16 protein-coding genes are annotated in these 21510 nt (G+C 56.4%); 3 read left to right on the top strand and 13 right to left on the bottom strand.

Going from position 1 to position 21510, the window contains the following annotated elements:
• Window positions 1-115 precede the first annotated feature (115 nt).
• Window positions 116-1225 carry an SDR family oxidoreductase gene (locus ABLV30_RS06215; RefSeq protein ID WP_025106430.1) on the top strand — a complete coding sequence of 370 codons (1110 nt, stop codon included), beginning with the start codon at window positions 116-118 and terminating at the stop codon, window positions 1223-1225.
• Window positions 1226-1291: 66 nt separating this feature from the next.
• On the opposite strand, the gene eno is transcribed toward ABLV30_RS06215, so the two are convergent.
• The 5 genes from eno to rlmD all read right to left on the bottom strand — a co-directional run bounded on the left by eno (window position 1292) and on the right by rlmD (window position 9074).
• Window positions 1292-2590 (bottom strand): phosphopyruvate hydratase, encoded by a 1299-nt coding sequence (eno, locus tag ABLV30_RS06210; RefSeq protein ID WP_004124327.1) that lies wholly within the window; start codon window positions 2588-2590, stop codon window positions 1292-1294.
• Between the two features lie 80 nt (window positions 2591-2670).
• A complete protein-coding gene (gene pyrG, locus ABLV30_RS06205) occupies window positions 2671-4308 on the bottom strand; it encodes a glutamine hydrolyzing CTP synthase (RefSeq protein WP_004105009.1) in 1638 nt (545 codons plus the stop codon).
• Window positions 4309-4535: 227 nt separating this feature from the next.
• Entirely contained in the window at window positions 4536-5327 is a 792-nt protein-coding gene (gene mazG / locus ABLV30_RS06200; RefSeq protein WP_048260291.1) for a nucleoside triphosphate pyrophosphohydrolase, read from the bottom strand.
• Between the two features lie 68 nt (window positions 5328-5395).
• Window positions 5396-7633 (bottom strand): GTP diphosphokinase, encoded by a 2238-nt coding sequence (relA, locus tag ABLV30_RS06195; protein WP_221841925.1) that lies wholly within the window; start codon window positions 7631-7633, stop codon window positions 5396-5398.
• Between the two features lie 97 nt (window positions 7634-7730).
• Window positions 7731-9074 carry a 23S rRNA (uracil(1939)-C(5))-methyltransferase RlmD gene (gene rlmD, locus ABLV30_RS06190; RefSeq protein ID WP_014226597.1) on the bottom strand — a complete coding sequence of 448 codons (1344 nt, stop codon included), beginning with the start codon at window positions 9072-9074 and terminating at the stop codon, window positions 7731-7733.
• A gap of 122 nt (window positions 9075-9196) precedes the next feature.
• Here rlmD and barA point away from each other — a divergent pair, with 122 nt between their 5' ends.
• Entirely contained in the window at window positions 9197-11950 is a 2754-nt protein-coding gene (gene barA, locus ABLV30_RS06185; RefSeq protein WP_048260293.1) for a two-component sensor histidine kinase BarA, read from the top strand.
• A 49-nt stretch (window positions 11951-11999) separates the two neighbouring features.
• On the opposite strand, the gene ABLV30_RS06180 is transcribed toward barA, so the two are convergent.
• From ABLV30_RS06180 to syd, 8 genes are all read right to left on the bottom strand, one after another.
• Window positions 12000-13139: a glycerate kinase gene (locus ABLV30_RS06180; RefSeq protein ID WP_265800382.1), complete on the bottom strand. Its 1140-nt coding sequence runs from the start codon at window positions 13137-13139 to the stop codon at window positions 12000-12002.
• A gap of 71 nt (window positions 13140-13210) precedes the next feature.
• The gene (gene gudD, locus ABLV30_RS06175; protein ID WP_014226600.1) at window positions 13211-14551 is read right to left on the bottom strand and encodes a glucarate dehydratase; all 1341 of its coding nucleotides are present in this window, start codon (window positions 14549-14551) and stop codon (window positions 13211-13213) included.
• 19 nt (window positions 14552-14570) lie between these two features.
• Entirely contained in the window at window positions 14571-15911 is a 1341-nt protein-coding gene (locus ABLV30_RS06170; protein ID WP_014226601.1) for an enolase C-terminal domain-like protein, read from the bottom strand.
• Window positions 15908-17266 carry a galactarate/glucarate/glycerate transporter GudP gene (gene gudP, locus ABLV30_RS06165; protein ID WP_004124361.1) on the bottom strand — a complete coding sequence of 453 codons (1359 nt, stop codon included), beginning with the start codon at window positions 17264-17266 and terminating at the stop codon, window positions 15908-15910. Before gudP ends, ABLV30_RS06170 begins: the two co-directional genes overlap by 4 nt.
• A gap of 484 nt (window positions 17267-17750) precedes the next feature.
• Window positions 17751-18194 carry a flavodoxin gene (locus ABLV30_RS06160; RefSeq protein WP_014226602.1) on the bottom strand — a complete coding sequence of 148 codons (444 nt, stop codon included), beginning with the start codon at window positions 18192-18194 and terminating at the stop codon, window positions 17751-17753.
• A gap of 2 nt (window positions 18195-18196) precedes the next feature.
• Entirely contained in the window at window positions 18197-18991 is a 795-nt protein-coding gene (gene truC / locus ABLV30_RS06155; RefSeq protein ID WP_014226603.1) for a tRNA pseudouridine(65) synthase TruC, read from the bottom strand.
• Window positions 18991-19320, bottom strand: a complete 330-nt coding sequence (locus ABLV30_RS06150; RefSeq protein WP_014226604.1) for a YqcC family protein — start codon at window positions 19318-19320, stop codon at window positions 18991-18993. The genes truC and ABLV30_RS06150 overlap by 1 nt, the downstream gene beginning before the upstream one ends.
• 633 nt (window positions 19321-19953) lie before the next feature.
• Complete coding sequence (syd, locus tag ABLV30_RS06145; protein WP_014226606.1) at window positions 19954-20511, bottom strand: SecY-interacting protein; 558 nt, start codon at window positions 20509-20511, stop codon at window positions 19954-19956.
• A 69-nt stretch (window positions 20512-20580) separates the two neighbouring features.
• On the opposite strand from syd, the gene queF reads away from it, so the two are divergent.
• Window positions 20581-21426 (top strand): NADPH-dependent 7-cyano-7-deazaguanine reductase QueF, encoded by an 846-nt coding sequence (gene queF / locus ABLV30_RS06140; RefSeq protein WP_004853651.1) that lies wholly within the window; start codon window positions 20581-20583, stop codon window positions 21424-21426.
• Window positions 21427-21510: the final 84 nt, after the last annotated feature.

Genomic DNA, 21510 nt, shown 5'->3' with positions numbered 1-21510 from the left:
TAAATTATCTTAAAATAACCTTAATAAACCGCACCTTATGTTCATTTTCCATTTAATATCCGTTTAATTTTCCGCGCCTAGAATCCAGTCAACCAACCATAATGAGACTGCATTCATGAATACATTATTAATTACTGGCGCGACCGGTTTTCTCGGTGGAGCAGTGTTAGAAAGCATTCTGAATAAAAAGAATGCGCCTAATCTATTACTGTTAGTTCGTGCAGATAATAGTGTAGCTGCCGTAGAACGGGTAAAGGAAAACCTGCGAAAATTCAATATTAGCGAAGAGAGATTAACGGCCCTGACGCCCGGCAACATTCTGCTGGGGGATCTGGCCAATCCGCAGCCCTTTCTCGACGACCCGCGCCTGAATCAGGTTACCCACGTGCTCAACTGCGCCGCCGTCGCCTCATTTGGTAATAATCCGCTTATCTGGAAGGTCAACGTCGAAGGCACGCTGCAGTTTGCCCGGCGGATGGCTCAGGTCGGCGGCCTTGAGCGCTTTCTGCACGTGGGCACCGCGATGTCCTGCTCGCCAGACCCCGATTCGCTGGTAGCGGAAAGCACGGCGTTTCGTGAACGCGCCGAGCATCTGGTCGAGTACACCCACTCTAAATCAACAATTGAGCGTCTCATGCGGCAGGAGTGCCCAACGCTACCGCTGGCGATCGCCCGTCCCTCTATTGTTGTTGGCCACACTCATCACGGCTGTCAGCCCTCCAGCAGCATCTTCTGGGTGTTCAGCATGGGGCTGATGCTGCAAAAATTTATGTGTTCGATGGAAGACCGCATCGATGTAATCCCCGTCGATTACTGCGCCGATGCGCTGCTGATGCTGCTTACCAGCCCGCTGGCGCGCGGAGAGGTGGTGCATATTTCCGCGGGAGAGGAAAACAGCGTAAGGTTTGCGGATATCGATAACGCGATGGCCTCCGCCCTCGAGCAGGCGCCGGTCGGCGATAAATACGCGCAGGTCAGCTATGAAACGCTGGTCAAAATGCGCCGTGAGCTGAAGGCTATTTTTGGCCCCTGCAACGAACGGCTGATGCTAAAAGCCATGCGCCTGTACGGCGCCTTCGCCACGCTTAACGTACGATTCAGCAACGACAAGCTGCTCAGCATGGGTATGCCAAAACCGCCGCGCTTTACCGATTACATTGACCGCTGCGTACAGACCACGCGCGGGCTTTCTATCCCGCAGCAAATGGCGGTAGATTTTAAGTAGCCGCTTTTGCAGGTATAAAAAAAGCCAGCCCGAAGGCTGGCTTTTTCATATCAGATTAAGACAGGCTTATGCCTGACCTTTGATCTCTTTACGACCGTTGTACGGTGCTTTTTCGCCCAGCGCTTCTTCGATACGAATCAGCTGGTTGTATTTAGCAACGCGGTCAGAACGGCTCATAGAACCAGTTTTGATCTGGCCTGCAGCGGTACCCACAGCCAGGTCAGCGATGGTCGCATCTTCAGTTTCGCCAGAACGGTGAGAGATAACGGCAGTGTAGCCAGCGTCTTTCGCCATTTTGATCGCAGCCAGAGTTTCGGTCAGAGAACCAATCTGGTTGAATTTGATCAGGATGGAGTTAACGATGCCTTTCTCGATGCCTTCTTTCAGGATCTTGGTGTTGGTTACGAACAGATCGTCACCAACCAGCTGGATTTTGTCGCCCAGTACTTTAGTCTGGTATGCGAAACCGTCCCAGTCAGATTCGTCCAGGCCATCTTCGATGGAGACGATCGGGTACTGTTTGGTCAGCTCTTCCAGGAAGTGGGTGAATTCTTCAGAGGTGAACGCTTTGTTGCCTTCGCCGGCCAGAACGTATTTACCGTCTTTGTAGAATTCAGAAGCCGCGCAGTCCATCGCCAGGGTGATGTCTTTGCCCAGCTCGTAGCCAGCAGCTTTAACCGCTTCAGCGATAACAGCCAGCGCTTCAGCGTTGGAGCCCAGGTTCGGCGCGTAGCCGCCTTCGTCACCAACAGCGGTGTTCATACCTTTAGCTTTCAGAACTTTAGCCAGGTTGTGGAACACTTCAGAACCCATACGTACGGCTTCTTTCAGGGATTTAGCGCCAACCGGCTGAATCATAAATTCCTGGATGTCGACGTTGTTGTCAGCGTGCTCGCCGCCGTTGATGATGTTCATCATCGGAACCGGCATGGAGTATTTGCCCGGGGTACCGTTCAGCTCAGCGATGTGCTCGTACAGCGGCTGACCTTTAGAAGCAGCGGCAGCTTTGGCGTTAGCCAGAGAGACGGCCAGGATGGCGTTCGCACCGAAGTTAGATTTGTTTTCAGTACCGTCCAGGTCGATCATGATTTTGTCGATGCCAGCCTGATCTTTGGCATCTTTGCCAAGGATTGCCTGAGCGATCGGGCCGTTAACCGCGCCAACAGCTTTCAGTACGCCTTTACCCATGAAACGGGATTTGTCGCCATCGCGCAGTTCCAGCGCTTCGCGGGAGCCAGTAGAAGCACCTGACGGAGCAGCTGCCATACCGACGAAACCACCTTCCAGGTGTACTTCGGCTTCAACAGTCGGGTTACCACGGGAGTCGATGATTTCACGACCGATGACTTTAACGATTTTGGACATTAGGTTTTCCTCAGTACAAGTTAAACTAAAACTCCAGACAAACAATGCACCCGGATGGGTGCATTGCCGTTCTAACTCTTTTACTTCGCCTGACGCTTCTGGTACTCGCCTGCGGCTTTCACAAAGCCAGCAAACAGCGGATGGCCATCACGCGGCGTCGAAGTAAACTCCGGATGGAACTGACAGGCGACGAACCACGGATGGTTAGGCACCTCGATGATCTCGACCAACTGATCATCCCCGGAACGGCCCGCAATACGCAGGCCCGCATTTTCAATCGGCTTCAGCAACATATTGTTGACTTCGTAGCGGTGACGATGGCGTTCGGTAATGGTTGGCTCGCCGTACAGCTGGCGCACCAGGCTATCTTCAGCCAGCTGGCACTGCTGCGCGCCGAGGCGCATCGTGCCGCCGAGATCGCTCTTATCAGAGCGGACTTCGACATTACCGTCTTCATCACGCCATTCGGTAATCAGGGCCACGACCGGGTACTTACAGTCTGGCACAAATTCCGTTGAGTTGGCGTTTTCCATCCCCGCTACGTTGCGCGCGAACTCAATCAGCGCAACCTGCATCCCCAGGCAAATGCCCAGGTATGGAATGTTGTTTTCACGCGCGTAGCGCGCGGTGGCAATCTTACCTTCAACCCCGCGATAGCCGAAGCCACCAGGAATCAGGATTGCGTCTAAATTCTTCAGAATTTCGACGCCGCGCGTTTCCACATCCTGCGAATCAATCAGCTTGATGTTGACGGTGACGCGATTTTTCAGACCGCCGTGTTTCAGCGCTTCAATCACCGATTTGTAGGCGTCCGGCAGTTCAATGTACTTGCCGACCATACCAATGGTGACTTCACCTGCCGGGTTCGCTTCTTCGTAGATAACCTGTTCCCATTCGGCCAGGTTCGCTTCCGGACAGTTTAAGCTGAATCGTTTACAAATATAATCGTCCAGACCCTGAGATTTCAACAGGCCCGGGATTTTATAAATGGAATCGACATCTTTCATCGAAATAACGGCTTTTTCCGGCACATTGCAGAACAATGCAATTTTGGCACGTTCGTTCGCCGGAATAGCGCGATCGGAGCGGCAGACCAGAATGTCAGGCTGAATACCGATGGAGAGCAGTTCTTTAACGGAGTGCTGGGTCGGCTTGGTTTTGACTTCACCCGCGGCGGCCATGTACGGCACCAGGGTCAGGTGCATAAACAGCGCGTTTTCACGACCGATATCCACCGCCAGCTGGCGAATCGCTTCAAGGAACGGCAGCGATTCAATATCGCCAACGGTGCCGCCGATTTCAACCAGCACCACATCATGGCCTTCACCGCCGGCCAGCACGCGCTCTTTGATCGCGTTGGTGATGTGCGGAATAACCTGAACGGTGGCACCCAGATAGTCGCCGCGACGCTCTTTGCGCAGGACGTCAGAGTAAATACGACCCGTGGTGAAGTTGTTGCGACGGGTCATCTTGGTGCGAATGAAACGCTCGTAGTGACCCAGGTCCAGATCGGTTTCAGCGCCGTCTTCAGTAACGAACACTTCCCCGTGTTGGATTGGGCTCATGGTGCCCGGATCGACGTTGATGTACGGATCCAGTTTCATCATGGTCACGTTAAGCCCGCGGGCTTCGAGAATGGCTGCGAGGGAAGCTGCGGCAATGCCTTTACCCAGAGAGGATACGACCCCGCCGGTCACAAAAATATAGTTCGTTGTCATGCTGAACCTGAGAAGTTAGGTTTAAAAGACGATAGAATAACCAGGACGGGAAAGCAGTATACCCGATCATGACTGACGCCACAAACTTTCATTATCCCTCCTTTTCATCAGGCCCACACAAACGCAGGGAGTGAGAAAATAGCCGCTTTTGGCGAAATGTTTTTGACGTAAATCAAGCGCTTGTTATTTAAAAAATCACACAAATAGCGCTTGATCACGAAAACTCTTTAGAGATCAGTTTCCTGGCGTTTTACTTCCTGCCACACCAGCTCCATGGTATCGAGGTCAACGCCGGTCATTTCCAGGCCGCGCGCGGCGACAATCCGCTCAACTTCGCGGAACCTGCGCTCAAACTTCAGGTTGGCTTTTTGCAGCGCAACTTCGGCTTTTACCCCTAAATGGCGGGATAAATTGACCGTCGCAAACAGCAGGTCGCCCACTTCCTCCTCCAGTTTAGCTTCATCCACCACGGCCTGCTGCGCTTCGTGCATCACTTCATCTATTTCTTCGTGCACTTTATCCAGCACCGGCCCCAGAGAGGTCCAGTCAAAGCCTACCGCCGAGCAGCGTTTCTGGATTTTATGCGCGCGCATCAGCGCCGGAAGGCTATGCGGGATGTCGTCCAGCGCGGAGTGCTGGGACTTTTCCGCTCGCTCAGCGCTTTTGATCTGTTCCCAGCGGGCCAGCACTTCGCTGCTGCTACCGGCGCTCGCCTCGCCGAAAATATGCGGATGACGGCGCTCCAGCTTGTCGCTGATGGCGGCGCAGATATCGTTAAAATCAAAGCGCCCCTCTTCCTGCGCCATCTGAGCGTAGAAGACGACCTGGAACAACAGGTCGCCCAGCTCACCGCGCAGATCGTCAAAATCTTCGCGGGCGATAGCGTCGAGCACTTCATAGGTTTCTTCAAGGGTATACGGCGCGATGGTGGCAAAGGTCTGCTCTTTGTCCCACGGGCAGCCGTTTTCCGGATCGCGCAGACGCCGCATAATGCCGAGCAGGCGTTCGATTTGAGTCATAAGTCTGTCCTGATAAAAAAATGCCGGGTGGCGGTAGCGCCTGACCCGGCTGACATAAGCGTGGGAGTTTATCCGCCGTGCAGACGACGGGCGTCGATGACGTCAGGTACCTGATTCAGCTTCGCCAGTACGCGCCCCAGCACCTGCAGGTTGTAGATCTCAATGGTCATATCGATCGTCGCCATCTGCTGTTTAGTATCGCTGCGGCTGGCAACGCCCAGCACGTTGACCTTCTCATTGGCGAGAATGGTGGTGATGTCGCGCAGCAGGCCGCTACGATCGTTGGCCTGGACGCGCACCACCAGCGAGTAGCCCGCCGAGTAGCTCTCTCCCCACACCGCGTCAACGATGCGCTCGGGAGCATGAGACTGTAGCTCCGCGAGCTGATCGCAATCCGCGCGGTGCACCGAGATCCCGCGGCCCTGGGTGATAAAGCCCACGATCTCGTCGCCGGGAATCGGCTGACAGCAGCGCGCAATGTGGTGCATCAGATTGCCGACGCCCTCCACCACCACGCGACCATTGTCTTTGCTGCGATTCTGCGGAGCGTGGGTTTTCTGCTGCAGCTGCTTTAACGCCGCCGCATCCTGCTCCGCCGCGCTGGGTTTATTAAACTGCGCCTGCAGGAAATTAACCATCTGGTTGAGGCGAATATCGCCCCCGCCAATCGCCGCCAGCAGTTCGTCCTGCTCGTTAAAGTTGTAGCGCGGCAGCAGATGCTTTTCCGCGTCCTTCAGGCTGATACCCAGATGCTCGAGCTCATCATCAAGGATCTGTCGCCCGGCAAGAATATTCTTGTCGCGATCCTGCTTGCGGAACCAGGCGTGAATTTTGGAACGCCCGCGGCTGGTGGTGACGTAGCCAAGGTTCGGGTTCAGCCAGTCGCGGCTGGGGTTGGGCTGCTTCTGGGTGATGATTTCAATCTGGTCACCCATCTGCAGCTGATAGGTGAACGGCACAATACGCCCGCCGATTTTCGCCCCGATGCAGCGGTGGCCGACATCGCTGTGTATATGGTAGGCAAAATCGAGCGGCGTCGAACCCGAAGGCAAATCCACCACGTCGCCCTTCGGCGTAAAGACATAAACCCGGTCATCAAAGACCTGGCTACGCACCTCATCCAGCATCTCGCCGGAATCGGCCATCTCTTCCTGCCAGGCGATCAGTTTACGCAGCCAGGCAATGCGATCTTCATAGCCGCGCCCGCCGCTGGCCGCTGCGCTGGCGCCCTCTTTATACTTCCAGTGCGCGGCCACGCCCAGCTCGGCATCTTCATGCATCTGGCGGGTACGGATCTGAATTTCAATGGTTTTTCCGCCGGGGCCAAGCACGACGGTATGAATTGACTGGTAGCCATTAGGCTTGGGATTGGCGACGTAATCATCGAACTCATCCGGCAGATGGCGGTAATGAGTATGCACGATCCCCAGCGCGGCATAGCAGTCCTGCAGGCGCTCGGCGACAATACGCACCGCCCGCACGTCAAACAGCTCGTCGAAGGCGAGATGTTTTTTCTGCATTTTGCGCCAGATGCTGTAGATATGCTTGGGACGCCCGTAGACCTCAGCCTTGACGCCCTCGGTTTTCATTTCCGTGCGTAAATGGCTGACGAATTCATCAATATAATGTTCACGATCGATGCGCCGCTCGTGTAACAGCTTAGCGATTCGCTTATATTCCGCCGGATGCAGATAGCGGAAGCAGTAATCTTCAAGCTCCCACTTCAGCTGGCCGATCCCCAGGCGGTTGGCCAGCGGCGCGTAAATATTGGTACACTCTTTTGCCGCCAGTACGCGCTCATCTTCCGGCGCATCTTTCACTTCACGCAGATGGGCGATGCGCTCGGCGATTTTAATCACCACGCAGCGGAAGTCATCGACCATCGCCAGCAGCATGCGGCGAATGTTGTCCACCTGTTCAGAGGAGACCGAATCCGTATGGGTGGCTTTAAGCTGGCGTATCGCGGCCATGTCCCGCACGCCGTGGATCAGGGTGACGACCGATTTCCCGACGCTCTCCTGCATGATCTCTTCGCTGACGACGTTGCCGTCCGCCAGCGGGAAAAGCATCGCCGCGCGCAGCGTATCGATATCCATGCTCAACATGGAGAGAATTTCCACCATCTCCACGCCGCGCCATAGCAGGAGATCGGCCTGCAGATGCCCCTGCGTTTTCTCTCGACAATAATCCCAGGTTTCGGCTAAGCGTTCACACGACTGCTGGCTGGAAATTCCCAGACTCGCGATCCATTTCTTCGGGTCAAATTCACCAGCTTTATTTAAATGTGCACTTCTTACCGCAACCATTGTCCTCTCCTTAAGGGACCGCCTGCCGAAGTCGGCAAGCCTCAACTTTTACACTTCATCCTTCAAACCGCGTCAACGCTGGCGTTCGTCTTTTATCTCAGTCACCTGCTTCTGAGGATGCCGCTTCACTGCGATTTGAATGATTCTTGTGCTCAAACAACACCATTGATTCCAGATGTCCGGTATGCGGGAACATATCGAGCATCGCCAGGCGTTGAATGGTATATCCCGCCTGCAATAAAACGTCGCTATCGCGCGCCAGGGTCGCCGGGTTACATGAAACATACACCACCCGACGCGGCGCTAATTTTATAATATGTAACATAACGCCCGCCGCGCCGGCGCGCGCCGGGTCGAGCAAGACCTTATCAAAACCGTGCTTCGCCCACGCCTGGCGGGTGACGTCCTCTTCCAGGTTCTCATGGAAGAAAGTCACATTATGCAACCCGTTCAACGCCGCGTTCTCCTGGCCCTTCGCCACCAGCGCGGGAACCCCTTCAACGCCAACCACCTGCGCCGCACGCTTCGCCAGCGGCAGGGTAAAGTTGCCCATGCCGCAAAAGAGGTCCAGCACGCGATCCTGAGGCTGGATATCCAGCCATTCCAGCGCCGTACGCACCATCAGTTGGTTTACGCCATCGTTCACCTGGATAAAATCGCGCGGACTGAACACTAAGCGTAGACCGTCCGAGGTATACCAGGGGGCTTCCCCGCGAATATGTTCCAGTATCTCGCTTTGCGGGGCGAGGTACAGGGAAAGACCGTGAGATTGCGAAAAACGTTCCAGCTTTTCTTTATCTGCCGCGGGAAGCGCCGCCGTATGGCGCAATACCATCAGCGGGCCGTTATCCGCCTGCACCAGCTCAACGTGGCCAAGCTGACGCACCGATTTCAATTCGCTAAGACATTCACGTACCGCGGGCAATAGCGCACCAAGAGTGGGCACCAAAACGGGGCACTGCACCACATCGACGATCTCGCTGGCGTTAGCCTTGCGGAAGCCCATCTGTAATTGTTGGGACTTTGGCTGATAATTCAAGCTCAGACGCGCCCGGCGGCGATAGCCCCACGGCGAAGCGGCTATAATGTCATCAACGTCGCGCTTCATCAGCCTCGCGAGCGCGGCGCGTTTGCTCTGCTGCTGCAGTTCAATGCTGGCGTGCTGCTGCTGGCACCCGCCGCAGATGCCAAAATGCGGGCAGCGCGGCGCCTGCCGCTGCGGGCTATCGCTAAGACGGCGTTTAACCTGGGCGCGGGCGTACTGTTTTTTATCTTCGACCACAACAACGTCAGCCTGCTCCTGTGGCAATAAACCGCTGATAAACAGCGCCTTACCCTGATGACGCGCAACGCCCTGGCCGAAGGGGTCAAGGTCATTTACTGTAACGGTTATGATCTGGCGCGTCGTCACACGCCGTTTTGCAGAGTAGAATTGCGCCATCGTAGAGATTTGTCTCAATTAAATATACTGACTCTGGATAAGAGTTCGGTCAGGATGAGCCAGAGTAACAACGCACCAGCCTCCTGAAAGATGATGTGTATATTCTCCCATAATGGAACCGCATGACCAACTACAGCCTTCGTGCCCGCATGATGATTCTTATTCTGGCGCCTACCGTTCTGATCGGTCTGCTGCTCAGTATTTTCTTCGTCGCACACCGCTATAACGACCTACAGCGCCAGCTGGAGGATGCCGGCGCCAGTATTATCGAACCGCTGGCGGTCTCCAGTGAATATGGCATGAATTTGCAAAACCGCGAGTCAATCGGGCAGCTCATCAGCGTACTGCACCGCCGCCACTCCGATATTGTGCGCGCCATTTCCATCTACGACTCGCACAACAGGCTGTTCGTCACCTCTAACTTTCAGCTCGATCCCGGCGAACTTCAGCTGCCAAAAGGGGAACCCTTTCCCCGCCGCCTGAGCGTGGTGCGCCACGGCGATTTGATGATTTTGCGTACCCCTATTATCTCGGAAAGCTATTCACCGGATGAATCGCCGGGAAGCGATGCCAAGATGCCGGATAATATGCTGGGCTACGTGGCGCTTGAGATGGATCTCAAATCGGTGCGGCTACAGCAGTACAAAGAGATCTTTATCTCCAGCGTGATGATGCTGTTCTGTATCGGTATTGCGCTGATCTTCGGCTGGCGGCTGATGCGCGACGTGACCGGGCCGATCCGCAATATGGTGAATACCGTTGACCGCATCCGCCGGGGCCAGCTTGATAGCCGCGTCGAAGGCTTTATGCTCGGCGAGCTGGATATGCTGAAAAACGGTATCAACTCCATGGCTATGTCGCTGGCGGCCTACCACGAAGAGATGCAGCATAACGTCGATCAGGCGACATCGGATCTGCGGGAAACGCTTGAACAGATGGAAATCCAGAACGTCGAGCTGGACCTGGCGAAAAAACGCGCGCAGGAAGCGGCGCGAATCAAATCCGAATTCCTCGCCAACATGTCCCATGAACTGCGCACGCCGCTCAACGGCGTCATTGGCTTTACCCGCCTGACGCTGAAGACCGACTTAAACACCACCCAGCGCGATCACCTGACGACCATTGAGCGTTCCGCGAATAATCTGCTGGCCATCATTAACGATGTTCTGGACTTCTCTAAGCTCGAAGCCGGGAAGCTTATTCTGGAGAGTATTCCGTTCCTGCTGCGCACTTCGCTGGACGAGGTGGTCACGCTGCTGGCGCACTCGGCGCACGATAAGGGGCTGGAGCTGACGCTGAATATCAAAAACGATGTGCCGGATAACGTCATTGGCGACCCGCTGCGCCTGCAGCAAATTATTACCAACCTGATGGGCAACGCCATCAAGTTTACCGAACACGGCAATATCGACGTGCTGGTGGAACAGCGCGCCATCAGCAACTCAAGAGTACAAATCGAAGTCCAGATCCACGATACCGGTATCGGGATTCCTGAACGCGATCAGTCGCGTCTGTTCCAGGCGTTCCGCCAGGCCGACGCCAGCATCTCCCGTCGCCACGGCGGAACCGGACTTGGGCTGGTCATCACCCAGCGGCTGGTGAAAGAGATGGGCGGCGATATCTCCTTCCATAGCCAGCCTAATCGCGGCTCGACGTTCTGGTTCCATATCAGCCTCGACCTCAACCCCAACGCGGTTCCCGACAGCGTGCCAACCCAGTGCCTGGCGGGTAAAAAGCTGGCCTATATCGAGGCCAACGCGGCGGCGGCGCAGTGTACGATGGAGCTACTGGCGACAACGCCGCTGGAGGTGGTTTACAGTCCGACGATGACCGCCCTACCGGATGCTCACTACGATATCCTGCTGGCCGGCATTCCCGTATCAATACGCGACCTGAGCCAGCATCGCGATAAGCTGGAAAGAGCCAGCAAGCTTGCCGATCATCTGGTGCTGGCCCTGCCGTGCCACGCCCAGGTCAGCGCCGAAACGCTGCGCCAGGACGGCATTGCCGCCTGTTTGCTTAAGCCATTGACCTCAACGCGCTTACTGCCAGCGCTGACGGCCTCCTGCCAGACGCAGCCGACGGTTCTGCCGCCGCGTTCCGATAGTAAGAAGCTTCCGATGACGGTCATGGCCGTTGATGACAATCCGGCGAATCTCAAGCTTATCGGCGCCCTGCTGGAGGATTTAGTCCAGCACGTTATCCTCTGCGACAGCGGCCAGCACGCCGTCGAGCGGGCCAGAGAAACGCAGCAGGATCTGATTCTGATGGATATTCAGATGCCGGAGATGGATGGGATCCGCGCCTGCGAACTGATTCACCAGCTCCCTCATCAACAGCAAACGCCGGTGATCGCCGTGACCGCCCACGCCCTGGAAGGGCAGCGAGAGAAATTACTCAGCGCGGGGATGAACGACTATCTGGCGAAACCCATTGAGGAGGATAAGCTCTACAGCCTGCTGCTGCGCTACCAGCCGGGAAAGACGCTACCGCCGCAGGTCGCCGCGGAGCCTGTTGAGCCGCCCGTTAACCATGACATCACCCTCGACTGGCAGCTGGCGCTGCGTCAGGCGGCGATGAAACCGGATCTGGCGCGGGAAATGCTGCAGATGCTGCTCGCCTTTATGCCGGAGGTGCGTAACAAGGTAGAAGAACAGCTGGTGGGAGAACAGCCGGAAGGCGTGCTGGATCTTATTCATAAGCTTCACGGCAGCTGTAGCTATAGCGGCGTGCCGCGGCTGAAAAAACTGTGTCACACCCTTGAGAGCCAGCTACGCGCGGGCACCGCCGCCGAGGAGATGGAGCCGGAGTTTCTGGAGCTGCTGGATGAAATGGACAACGTCGCGCGCGAAGCCTGTAAGCTGTTGGGGATTTAGAGGATATAAAACGCGAGCCCCGGTCTGCGCTTCGCGACCGGGGGAAAACCTATAATAGCCGGCCCATTTTCAGCACGGCGGCGACGTTTCTCGCCGTCATACGCACGTTTTCGGCGGCATTTTCCAGTGCTTGCTCCAGGGTGCAAACGGAATAAATCACGCTGAATACCGCATCCAGGCCGTGCTGATGCACGACGCCGACGTCAGCCGTCAGGCTCCCGGCAATGCCGATGACCGGCAGGTTGTAGCGTTTTGCCACCCTCGCCACGCCAACCGGCACTTTGCCGTGAACCGTCTGGCTATCGATACGCCCTTCGCCGGTGATCACCAGGTCCGCATCCGCCACGATATCGGCAAGATGGAGCGCATCGGTCACAATCTCAATGCCCGGCCGCAGCTTTGCGCCGCAAAAGGCGTACAGGCCCGCGCCCATTCCCCCCGCCGCGCCGCCGCCTTCAAGATGCAGCACATCAAGTTCTAAATCGCGATGGATAATATCGGCAAAATGGGCCAGCGCGTTGTCCAGGCAGGGGATCATCTCCGCCGTCGCCCCTTTCTGCGGCCCAAATACCGCCGTCGCACCCTGTGGTCCCGTCAGCAGGTTGGTAACATCGCAAGCGACGTCAATACGACAGCCGGCCAGGCGTTTATCAAGTTCGCTAACGTCGATGCGCGCGAGGCTCTCCAGCGCGCGTCCGCCGGCGGCAATCTGCTGGTTATCTTTGGTCAGCAGTTTCGCCCCCAGCGCCTGTACCATCCCGGCGCCGCCGTCGTTCGTCGCGCTGCCGCCGATGCCGATAATAATTTGGCTCACTCCGGCATCCAGCGCATGGCGAATCAGCTCGCCGGTCCCCCATGAAGTGGTCAGCAAAGGATTTCGCCGCGCCGGCGGTACGCTCTCCAGGCCGCTTGCCGCCGCCATTTCAATAAACGCGCACTGCCTGTCGCCCGACAGGCCATAAAAGGCCTCCACGGGTTCACCGAGCGGACCGGTGACGGTGACCGCAATCCGGCATCCCTGGGTCGCGGCAACCATGGCTTCAACGGTTCCTTCGCCACCGTCGGCAACCGGCAGCTTGACGTACTCCGCATCGGCGTAAATTTCCCGAAAACCTTGTTCTATCGCGGTTGCGACATCCAGCGCACTCAGGCTCTCCTTGTATGAATCCGGTGCGATCACTATCTTCATATGCTGTCCTTAAAATGAACGATTACCCGACGCCGTGCAGGAAACCGGTCCCCGAAGGGACCGGTATTTCTTTAGCGCACCATGCACGGACGCTTGTTATCAAACGTCCAGTTCGGGATCAAATACTGCATGCCCATCGCGTCATCGCGCGCGCCCAGGCCGTGTTTCTGGTACAGCTCATGGGCTTTCATCACCCGATCCATATCGAGCTCCACGCCCAGACCCGGTTTCGCCGGTACCTGTACCATCCCGCCTTTAATTTCAAAGGGCTCTTTGGTCAGACGCTGGTTACCCTCCTGCCAGATCCAGTGGGTGTCGATGGCGGTAATTTTACCCGGCGCTGCCGCTGCCACGTGGGTAAACATCGCCAGCGAGATATCAAAGTGGTTGTTAGAGTGCGAGCCCCAGGTCAGGCCAAACTCGTGGCACATCTGCGCCACGCGGACGGAACCCTGCATGGTCCAGAAGTGCGGATCCGCCAGCGGGATATCGACGGACTGCAGCGACAGCGTGTGGCCCATCTGACGCCAGTCGGTCGCGATCATATTGGTCGCCGTCGGCAGGCCGGTGGCGCGGCGGAACTCCGCCATCACTTCGCGTCCGGAGAAGCCCTGTTCTGCGCCGCACGGATCTTCCGCATAGGCCAGAGAGCCTTTCAGGTATTTGCCAATTTTGATCGCTTCATCCAGCGACCACGCGCCGTTCGGATCGAGGGTCACGCGCGCCTGCGGGAAGCGCTTCGCCAGCGCAACGATGGACTCCGCTTCCTCTTCCCCGGCCAGTACGCCGCCTTTCAGTTTAAAGTCATTAAAGCCATATTTCTCATACGCCGCTTCCGCCAGGCGCACCACCGCATCCGGGGTCATCGCTTCATCATGACGCAGGCGATACCAGTCGCATTTGTCATCGGGCTGGCTCTGATACGGCAGCGGCGTGGCTTTACGGTTACCGACGAAGAACAGGTAGCCGAGCATTTCCACTTCGCTGCGCTGTTGGCCATCGCCCAGCAGAGACGCCACGTTCACGCCCAGATGCTGGCCCAGCAGGTCAAGCATCGCCGCTTCGATCCCGGTCACTACGTGAATTGTGGTACGCAGATCGAAGGTCTGCAAACCGCGTCCACCGGCGTCGCGGTCGGCGAAAGTATTGCGCACGGCGGTCAGCACGTTTTTGTATTCACCCAGCGTCTTACCGACCACCAGCGGGATCGCGTCCTCCAGGGTGGTGCGGATTTTCTCTCCGCCGGGGATTTCACCGACGCCGGTATGGCCGGAATTATCTTTGATCACCACGATATTGCGCGTGAAGAACGGGGCGTGCGCGCCGCTCAGGTTCATCAGCATGCTGTCGTGGCCCGCGACCGGAATGACCTGCATAGAAGAAACAACGGGGGTCGAAAATTGTGCGCTCATAATTTAGTCCTTATTCAAATCAGTGACGGCCGAAAACGGGGCGTTTACGGTCAAAAGTCCATCCGGGGATCAGGTACTGCATTGGGCCTGCGTCATTACGCGCGCCGCCGGGCAGCTTTTTATACGCCTCATGCGCTTTCTGTACCTGCTCCCAGTCCAGCTCAACGCCAAGTCCTGGCGCGTCCGGAACAGCAATTTTTCCGTGCTTAATCTCCAGCGGATTTTTGGTCAGGCGGCAATCTCCCTCCTGCCAAATCCAGTGGGTATCGATGGCCGTGGGGTTACCCGGCGCCGCCGCGCCGACGTGGGTGAACATGGCCAGTGAAATATCAAAGTGGTTATTGGAATGACAGCCCCAGGTCAGGCCCCAGTCATCGCACAGCTGCGCCACGCGCACCGCGCCGGACAGGGTCCAGAAGTGCGGATCGGCCAGCGGAATATCCACGGCGTTCAGCATCACCGCATGGCCCATTTCGCGCCAGTTGGTGGCGATCATGTTAGTTGCCACCGGCAAACCGGTGGCGCGGCGGAATTCCGCCATCACTTCGCGGCCGGAAAAGCCCTGCTCGGCGCCGCAGGGGTCTTCGGCGTAGGTCAGCACATCGTTCAGCCCTTTGCACAGGGCGATGGCTTCATCCAGCAGCCAGGCGCCGTTAGGGTCGACCGTAATGCGCGCATCCGGGAAACGCTTCTTCAGCGCGCGGGCGGTTTCGATCTCCTGCTCGCCGGGCAGCACGCCGCCCTTGAGTTTGAAATCTTTAAAGCCGTAGCGATCCTGCGCGGCTTCCGCCAGCCGCACCACCGCCTCGCTGTTCAGCGCTTCCTGATGACGCAGGCGATACCACGCGTGGCTGCCCGGCGTGCTTTCCAGATAGGGCAGATCGGTCTTCGTACGATCGCCCACGTAGAACAGGTAGCCCAGCACGGTCACCGCATCGCGCTGCTTGCCCGGCCCCAGCAGTTCGCAAACCGGCACGTTGAGCGCCTTGCCCAGCAGATCCAGCAGCGCAGCCTCCAGCGCCGCCACCGCGTTCACCCGCAGTTCGAACGTCCAGGCGCCTTTACCAAAGGTGTCAAAATCCGCGGCCTGGTTGCCTTTATGCACCTGCTGAACCACTTTATTCAGGCGGGCGATTTCCTGCCCCAAAACCATCGGGATCGCCTCCACCAGCGTCTGATAAATCACCTCGCCGCCGGGCGCTTCGCCGACGCCGGTATTGCCGGCGCTGTCGGTCAGCACCACGATATTACGGGTAAAGTACGCGTTATGGGCACCGCCGATATTGAGCAGCATACTGTCCTGCCCGGCAACCGGGATAACCTTCATGTCGGTGATAACGGGGCTCGATTGCGTTGTCATGATGATTGTCCTGCCACAGGTTTCAGTTCAATACGCTTAATATCGCCGACCAGAACCAGATAGCTCAGCACCGCCACCAGCGCATGGACGCCCACATAAATCAGCGCGCCGTTAAACGAACCGGTGGTGCCAACGATGTAGCCAATCGCAATTGGCGTCACGATGCCGGAGATATTGCCGAACATGTTGAACAGACCGCCGCTCAGTCCGCTGATCTCTTTCGGTGCCGTATCAGCCATGACCGCCCAGCCCAGCGCGCCGATGCCTTTACCGAAGAAGGCCAGCGCCATAAAGCCGATAATCATCCACTCCACGTTGACGTAGTTACAGAACACCATCACCATCGACAGCAGCATCCCCATCACGATCGGCGTTTTACGCGCGATGTTCAGCGAGCCGGTACGACGCATCAGCCAGTCGGAAATAATCCCGCCGAGCACGCCGCCCGCGAAGCCGCAGATAGCCGGCACCGAAGCGACAAAACCGGCTTTCAGAATGGACATGCCGCGCGCCTGCACCAGATAAACCGGGAACCAGGTGATAAAGAAATAGGTTAAAGCGTTAATGCAGTACTGTCCGATATAGACGCCAATCATCATGCGGGAGCCCAGCAGCTGCTTAATTTGCCCCCATTTTACGCTAAACGGCACCTTAGCTTTGGCCGCCGCCTGATCCATGTTGATCAGCGCGCCGCCAGCGGCGATGTAATCCAGCTCTTTTTGGTTCACGCCCGGATGCTGGTTGGGTTCATGAATGACCTTCAGCCAGACAAAGCTGATGATAATCCCGAGTCCGCCCATAAAGAAGAACACGTGCGACCAGCCCACCTCATGGGTCAGCCAACCCATGATTGGCGCAAAAATAACGGTGGCAAAGTATTGCGCGGAGTTAAAGATAGCCACCGCGGTGCCCCTCTCCTGCGCCGGGAACCACGCCGCGACGATACGGCTGTTTCCGGGGAAAGATGGCGCTTCGGCCAGGCCGACAAGGAAACGCAGGGTAAACAGCGCGACGATAATGCCGAAGCCGCTGAAGATATCGACGAAGCCCTGCAGCAGGGTAAACATGGACCAGATAAAAATGGACCAGAAGTAGACGCGTTTTGAACCGAAACGGTCAAGCAGCCAACCGCCCGGGATTTGGCCGATCACATAGGCCCATGAAAACGCGGAGAAAACATACCCCATGCCAACGGCGTCAAGACCAATATCTTTGGCCATCTCCGATCCGGCAATGGATAAGGTGGCGCGGTCGCCGTAGTTGAAGGATGTGACGATAAACAGCATCACCACTATCCAGTAGCGAGCATTGGTGCGCTTTTCAGCGCCGCTCGCCGCCTGACTTAATGAACTCATTGTTGCACTCCTGAATCATAGCGTTAGCTACGTTCATTCTGAACAGCACAACCTGTAGGGTACTCAGAATGACGTGTTAGTGTTTTTCATTGTTTTCGTTATATCTGGCACTGCATTGGGAACTGGCAGGGAAAGTATAAAAAGAGGGGCTGGCGGGCTCACCGTGCAAATACACAGCTTTCACCGGCTGAGTAAATGTGATTTATGGCGTATGCCTAATAAGATGGGGGATGGTTCACGGAAATGAAAAACCGCGCGCGTTCAGAGGCGGAAACGGCGGTGCAAAAGGCAGGAGTGTGAATCAACTCTCTTGACCCCGTGAAATAGCCCGGTAAAGGCCCTGGCATTACACAGGTTTTAAGGCAAATGCCCGAAGCCAGCCACGTGGAGAATTGGTACGATCTTTTTGACCGTTAATCTGGCTCTGGCATTGAACATCAGTAAAAAAGGGGCGCCCTCTAGTGTAGGGAGAGGGCGAAACTTTTTAATCGAGCAGCGACGCCCACTGCGTTACCCATGGGTTAGAGACGCTTTCGGGCTCCGGATCTTCGCTGGCGTCAATCATCAGCATCTCGCCAACGCGCGTGCCGCCCTGTTCCTGCAATAACGCATCAAACTTTAGGCCGCCGCCGCAGAAGTTAGCGTAGGTGCTATCGCCCAGGGCGATAATCCCATAGCGTAAATGCGGCTGATACATATCTTTGATGCCTTCGTACAAGGGCACGATACTGTCCGGTAAATCGCCCTGTCCGGTGGTCGATGTCACCACCAGCACATATCTACCGCTATACGACTCCCAGTCTTTGACCTCGGGATCCTCAAAGACTTTCGCCTGATGCCCCAGCCCGCTCAAAATAGCCTGCGCCTCTTCGGCGACCAGGAGCGAATTTCCATACATCGTGCCGACAAAAATTCCGACTTCTGCCATGACTATCTCCCTGAATTGACCTGTATCTCTTCATCCTGACCGCAGTCGTCGGCAAACTCAACCCTTTCATTTAGCGGGAGAAGGCCGCGCCAGCCAAACTGCGACAGCGCGCGCATCCAGACGTCGTCAAGACCGGCGCGAATAACCAACGGTTCGCCGGTAAAGGGATGCGTTAACGAGAGCTGGCTGGCGTGCAGCATCAGCCGATCGCAGCCAAAGTGCGCCGCCGCGCTGCGATTCTGCCGCAAATCGCCGTGTTTGCTATCGCCGATAATCGGATGGCGAAGATGGGCAAGATGGCGACGTAGCTGGTGTTTACGTCCGGTTTTCGGTTCAAGCTCCACCAGGCTATAGCGGGTCGTGGGGTAACGGCCGGTCGCCACCGGCATCTCTACCGTCGCCAGGCCGCGATAATGCGTCACCGCCGGCTGCGGGTCTTTATTTTCGCGGGCAAACTTATCGGCGATTTTATCCAGTTCCTCAACCAGCGGGTAATCAAGCACCGCTTCGTCGTTCAGCCAGCCGCGAGCGATCGCATGATAGCGTTTCTGCATTTGATGCTGCTCGAACTGCTGCGACAGCAATCTTCCCGCTTCGCTCGACAGCCCCATCAGCAGCACGCCGGACGTCGGCCTGTCGAGGCGATGGGCGGTGAACACGTGCTGGCCTATCTGGTCGCGCACGGTCTGCATCACCACCACTTTTTCATCACGATCCAGCCAGCTGCGGTGCACCAGCCAGCCCGATGGCTTGTTCACCGCGACCAGCCACTGGTCCTGATATAAAATCTCCAGCATCAGGCTTCGCCGCCGGCAAACAGCGCATCCAGCAGGACCAGTTCGGCCAGCACCCGCTCGCGCACGGGGTGAGCATTATCCAGAGCCATCTCATAATAGGGCGCAACGGCGAAGTTCTGCGGCAGCGGCGTTCCGCTTTCCAGAAGCTGGTGCATACGCGGAATCAATACCCACTGCAGCCATTCAAGCGGCTCCATGGTGTCGAGGCAAAACGGCTGTTCGCTGGCAAACGCGCGGCTATCGGGGGCACTATCCTGCCAGTGTTCCGTTTCGCGCAGCAGCGCTTCAATGGCGAGCAGGCGCTCGCGCACGCGATGGTCAAGAGTCATGGGAAACCTCGGTGAGTTAAAAACCGGCGCAGAATAGCAAATTCAGACGAGAAATAAAAAAAGGGAGCACTGTATAAAACAGTGCTCCCGGTTCGTTTTGCAGCAATCCAGCTACATTGGTGCTCCCTGCTCGTCCTTGAAAACTTTTCCTGAGGTCTCCTGACCATGTTCATCCATAAACAGTTGCATCCTGCTTTCACACCACCCCGATGCGAAATAACTCATCCTTAAGTCTGTCCTGATCTTCCTGATCCACCGAACGTCCCGCTCGGCTCTCGTTCTCCTTCCTGGAGGTGTCCTTTTACGCAATCCTGCGTTATCCTGTGCTTCATCCTGAAGCCTGTCCTTGCAACGCCATCCCGGCGGGTCCTGCAGAAGCGTCATCATCCTGATGTTCACTTCCTTTATCAACTCCCTGTCGATGTGTATAGAATCCCTGATTCCGCCCTGTCTTACAACCCTTGTTAAGACAATATCTTAAGATTAATCGTCAGTATCCTTAATGAGAAAATCATTAATCACTTGAAAAATATTATATTTCTTAAAATACGCCCCCTGAAGGATCGGCTTAAATGATGACGATCTCTTACAGGTCTTGTAAGAGATCTCTCACAAAAGTTTGGGTACTGTGGATTACAGAACTGGCTTAAGGGAATTAAGGAAACTCGCAAGCGAGGGAGAAAGGGTCGTCCGTTTTCGGGTGCCGAGGGTCTCTTTGATCACTTCACCGCTCATATTACAGACCGAAATGACCTCCAGTTCGCTGTCCAGCGTGGCGATAAACAGCGTGGGCGACAGCTTCAAACGCTTTTGCACCAGCAGATGACCAATCAGATTCTCCTGCACCCGCTGGAAATCATCCGGGCTCCAGGTTTGCAGCAGCGTCATGGTTTCATCGGCAGTTTCATCGGCAAAACGCGCCTGCATATCGCCGGCAAACTGAGTGGTATAATAAGCATGAAGCGGTTGTTGTACCACAATCTCCAGCGCCCGTTCAACCGCGTCAATATTTTGTGCTAATGAAAACGGCTGCGGCTGCCAGAAAACGCCGTCATCATCCGTGCCGTTGACGCACGGCGACGGGATACCGTAAAGCTCTTCGCTGCGCGGCAGGCTGGAGCGCTGCTGCTGCCACGCCTCACAATAACGTTGGGTAAATGCTTGTAGCGCTTCTGCGGTTTGCTGGTCCACCGGTTTCTCTCTTCACGTTAGACAGGATACACTTGGCATATAGTGTAACCGCTTTAACTATGGTGAAACATGTCTTCTTACGATAATCATCAGGCGCTGGCTGGCCTGACGCTCGGAAAATCAACCGATTACCGCGATACCTACGACGCAAGCCTGCTTCAGGGCGTCCCGCGCAGCCTGAACCGCGACCCGCTGGATCTGCACGCCGATAACCTGCCGTTTCACGGTGCCGATATCTGGACGCTGTATGAGCTCTCCTGGCTGAACGCCAAAGGCCTGCCGCAGGTCGCCGTGGGCCACGTGGAGCTCAGCGATACCACCGTAAACCTGGTGGAATCAAAAAGCTTTAAGCTCTATCTCAACAGCTTCAACCAGACGCGCTTTGCCGACTGGCAGGCGGTCGAGGCGACGCTGGCGCGCGATCTCAGCGCCTGTGCGCAAGGAGAAGTGAAGGTAGCGCTGTATCGCCTCGATGAGCTCGAAGGCCAGCCGGTCGCTCATCTGCACGGTACCTGCATCGACGATCAGGATATTGAAATCGATAATTACCAGTTCAGCGCCGATTACCTGCAGGACGCCGCGGCCGGCAAAGTGGTCGAAGAGACCCTGGTCAGCCATCTGCTGAAATCCAACTGCCTGATTACCCACCAGCCAGACTGGGGGTCGGTGCAAATCCAGTATCGCGGGGCGAAAATCGATCGCGAAAAGCTGCTGCGCTATCTGGTGTCATTCCGCCACCACAACGAGTTCCACGAGCAGTGCGTAGAGCGCATCTTCAATGACATTCAGCGTTTCTGCCAGCCGGAAGCCCTTTCCGTTTATGCGCGCTACACGCGACGAGGCGGTCTTGATATCAACCCGTGGCGCAGCAATACCGATTTTGTGCCGGCCACCGGTCGCCTCGCCCGTCAATAGTAAACATTTTCACAATTTGCGCGCGTTAACCCGCGCGCAAGGTTGTGAAAACGCCATCAGCAGGGCTATTGTAATCACAGGAAG

The sequence above is a fragment of the Klebsiella sp. CN_Kp113 genome (assembly GCF_040064585.1).
Classification (GTDB): Bacteria; Pseudomonadota; Gammaproteobacteria; order Enterobacterales; family Enterobacteriaceae; genus Klebsiella; species Klebsiella michiganensis.
Note: the sequence above shows the minus strand (reverse complement) of the source record. Positions and strands in the feature narration are given on the sequence as shown.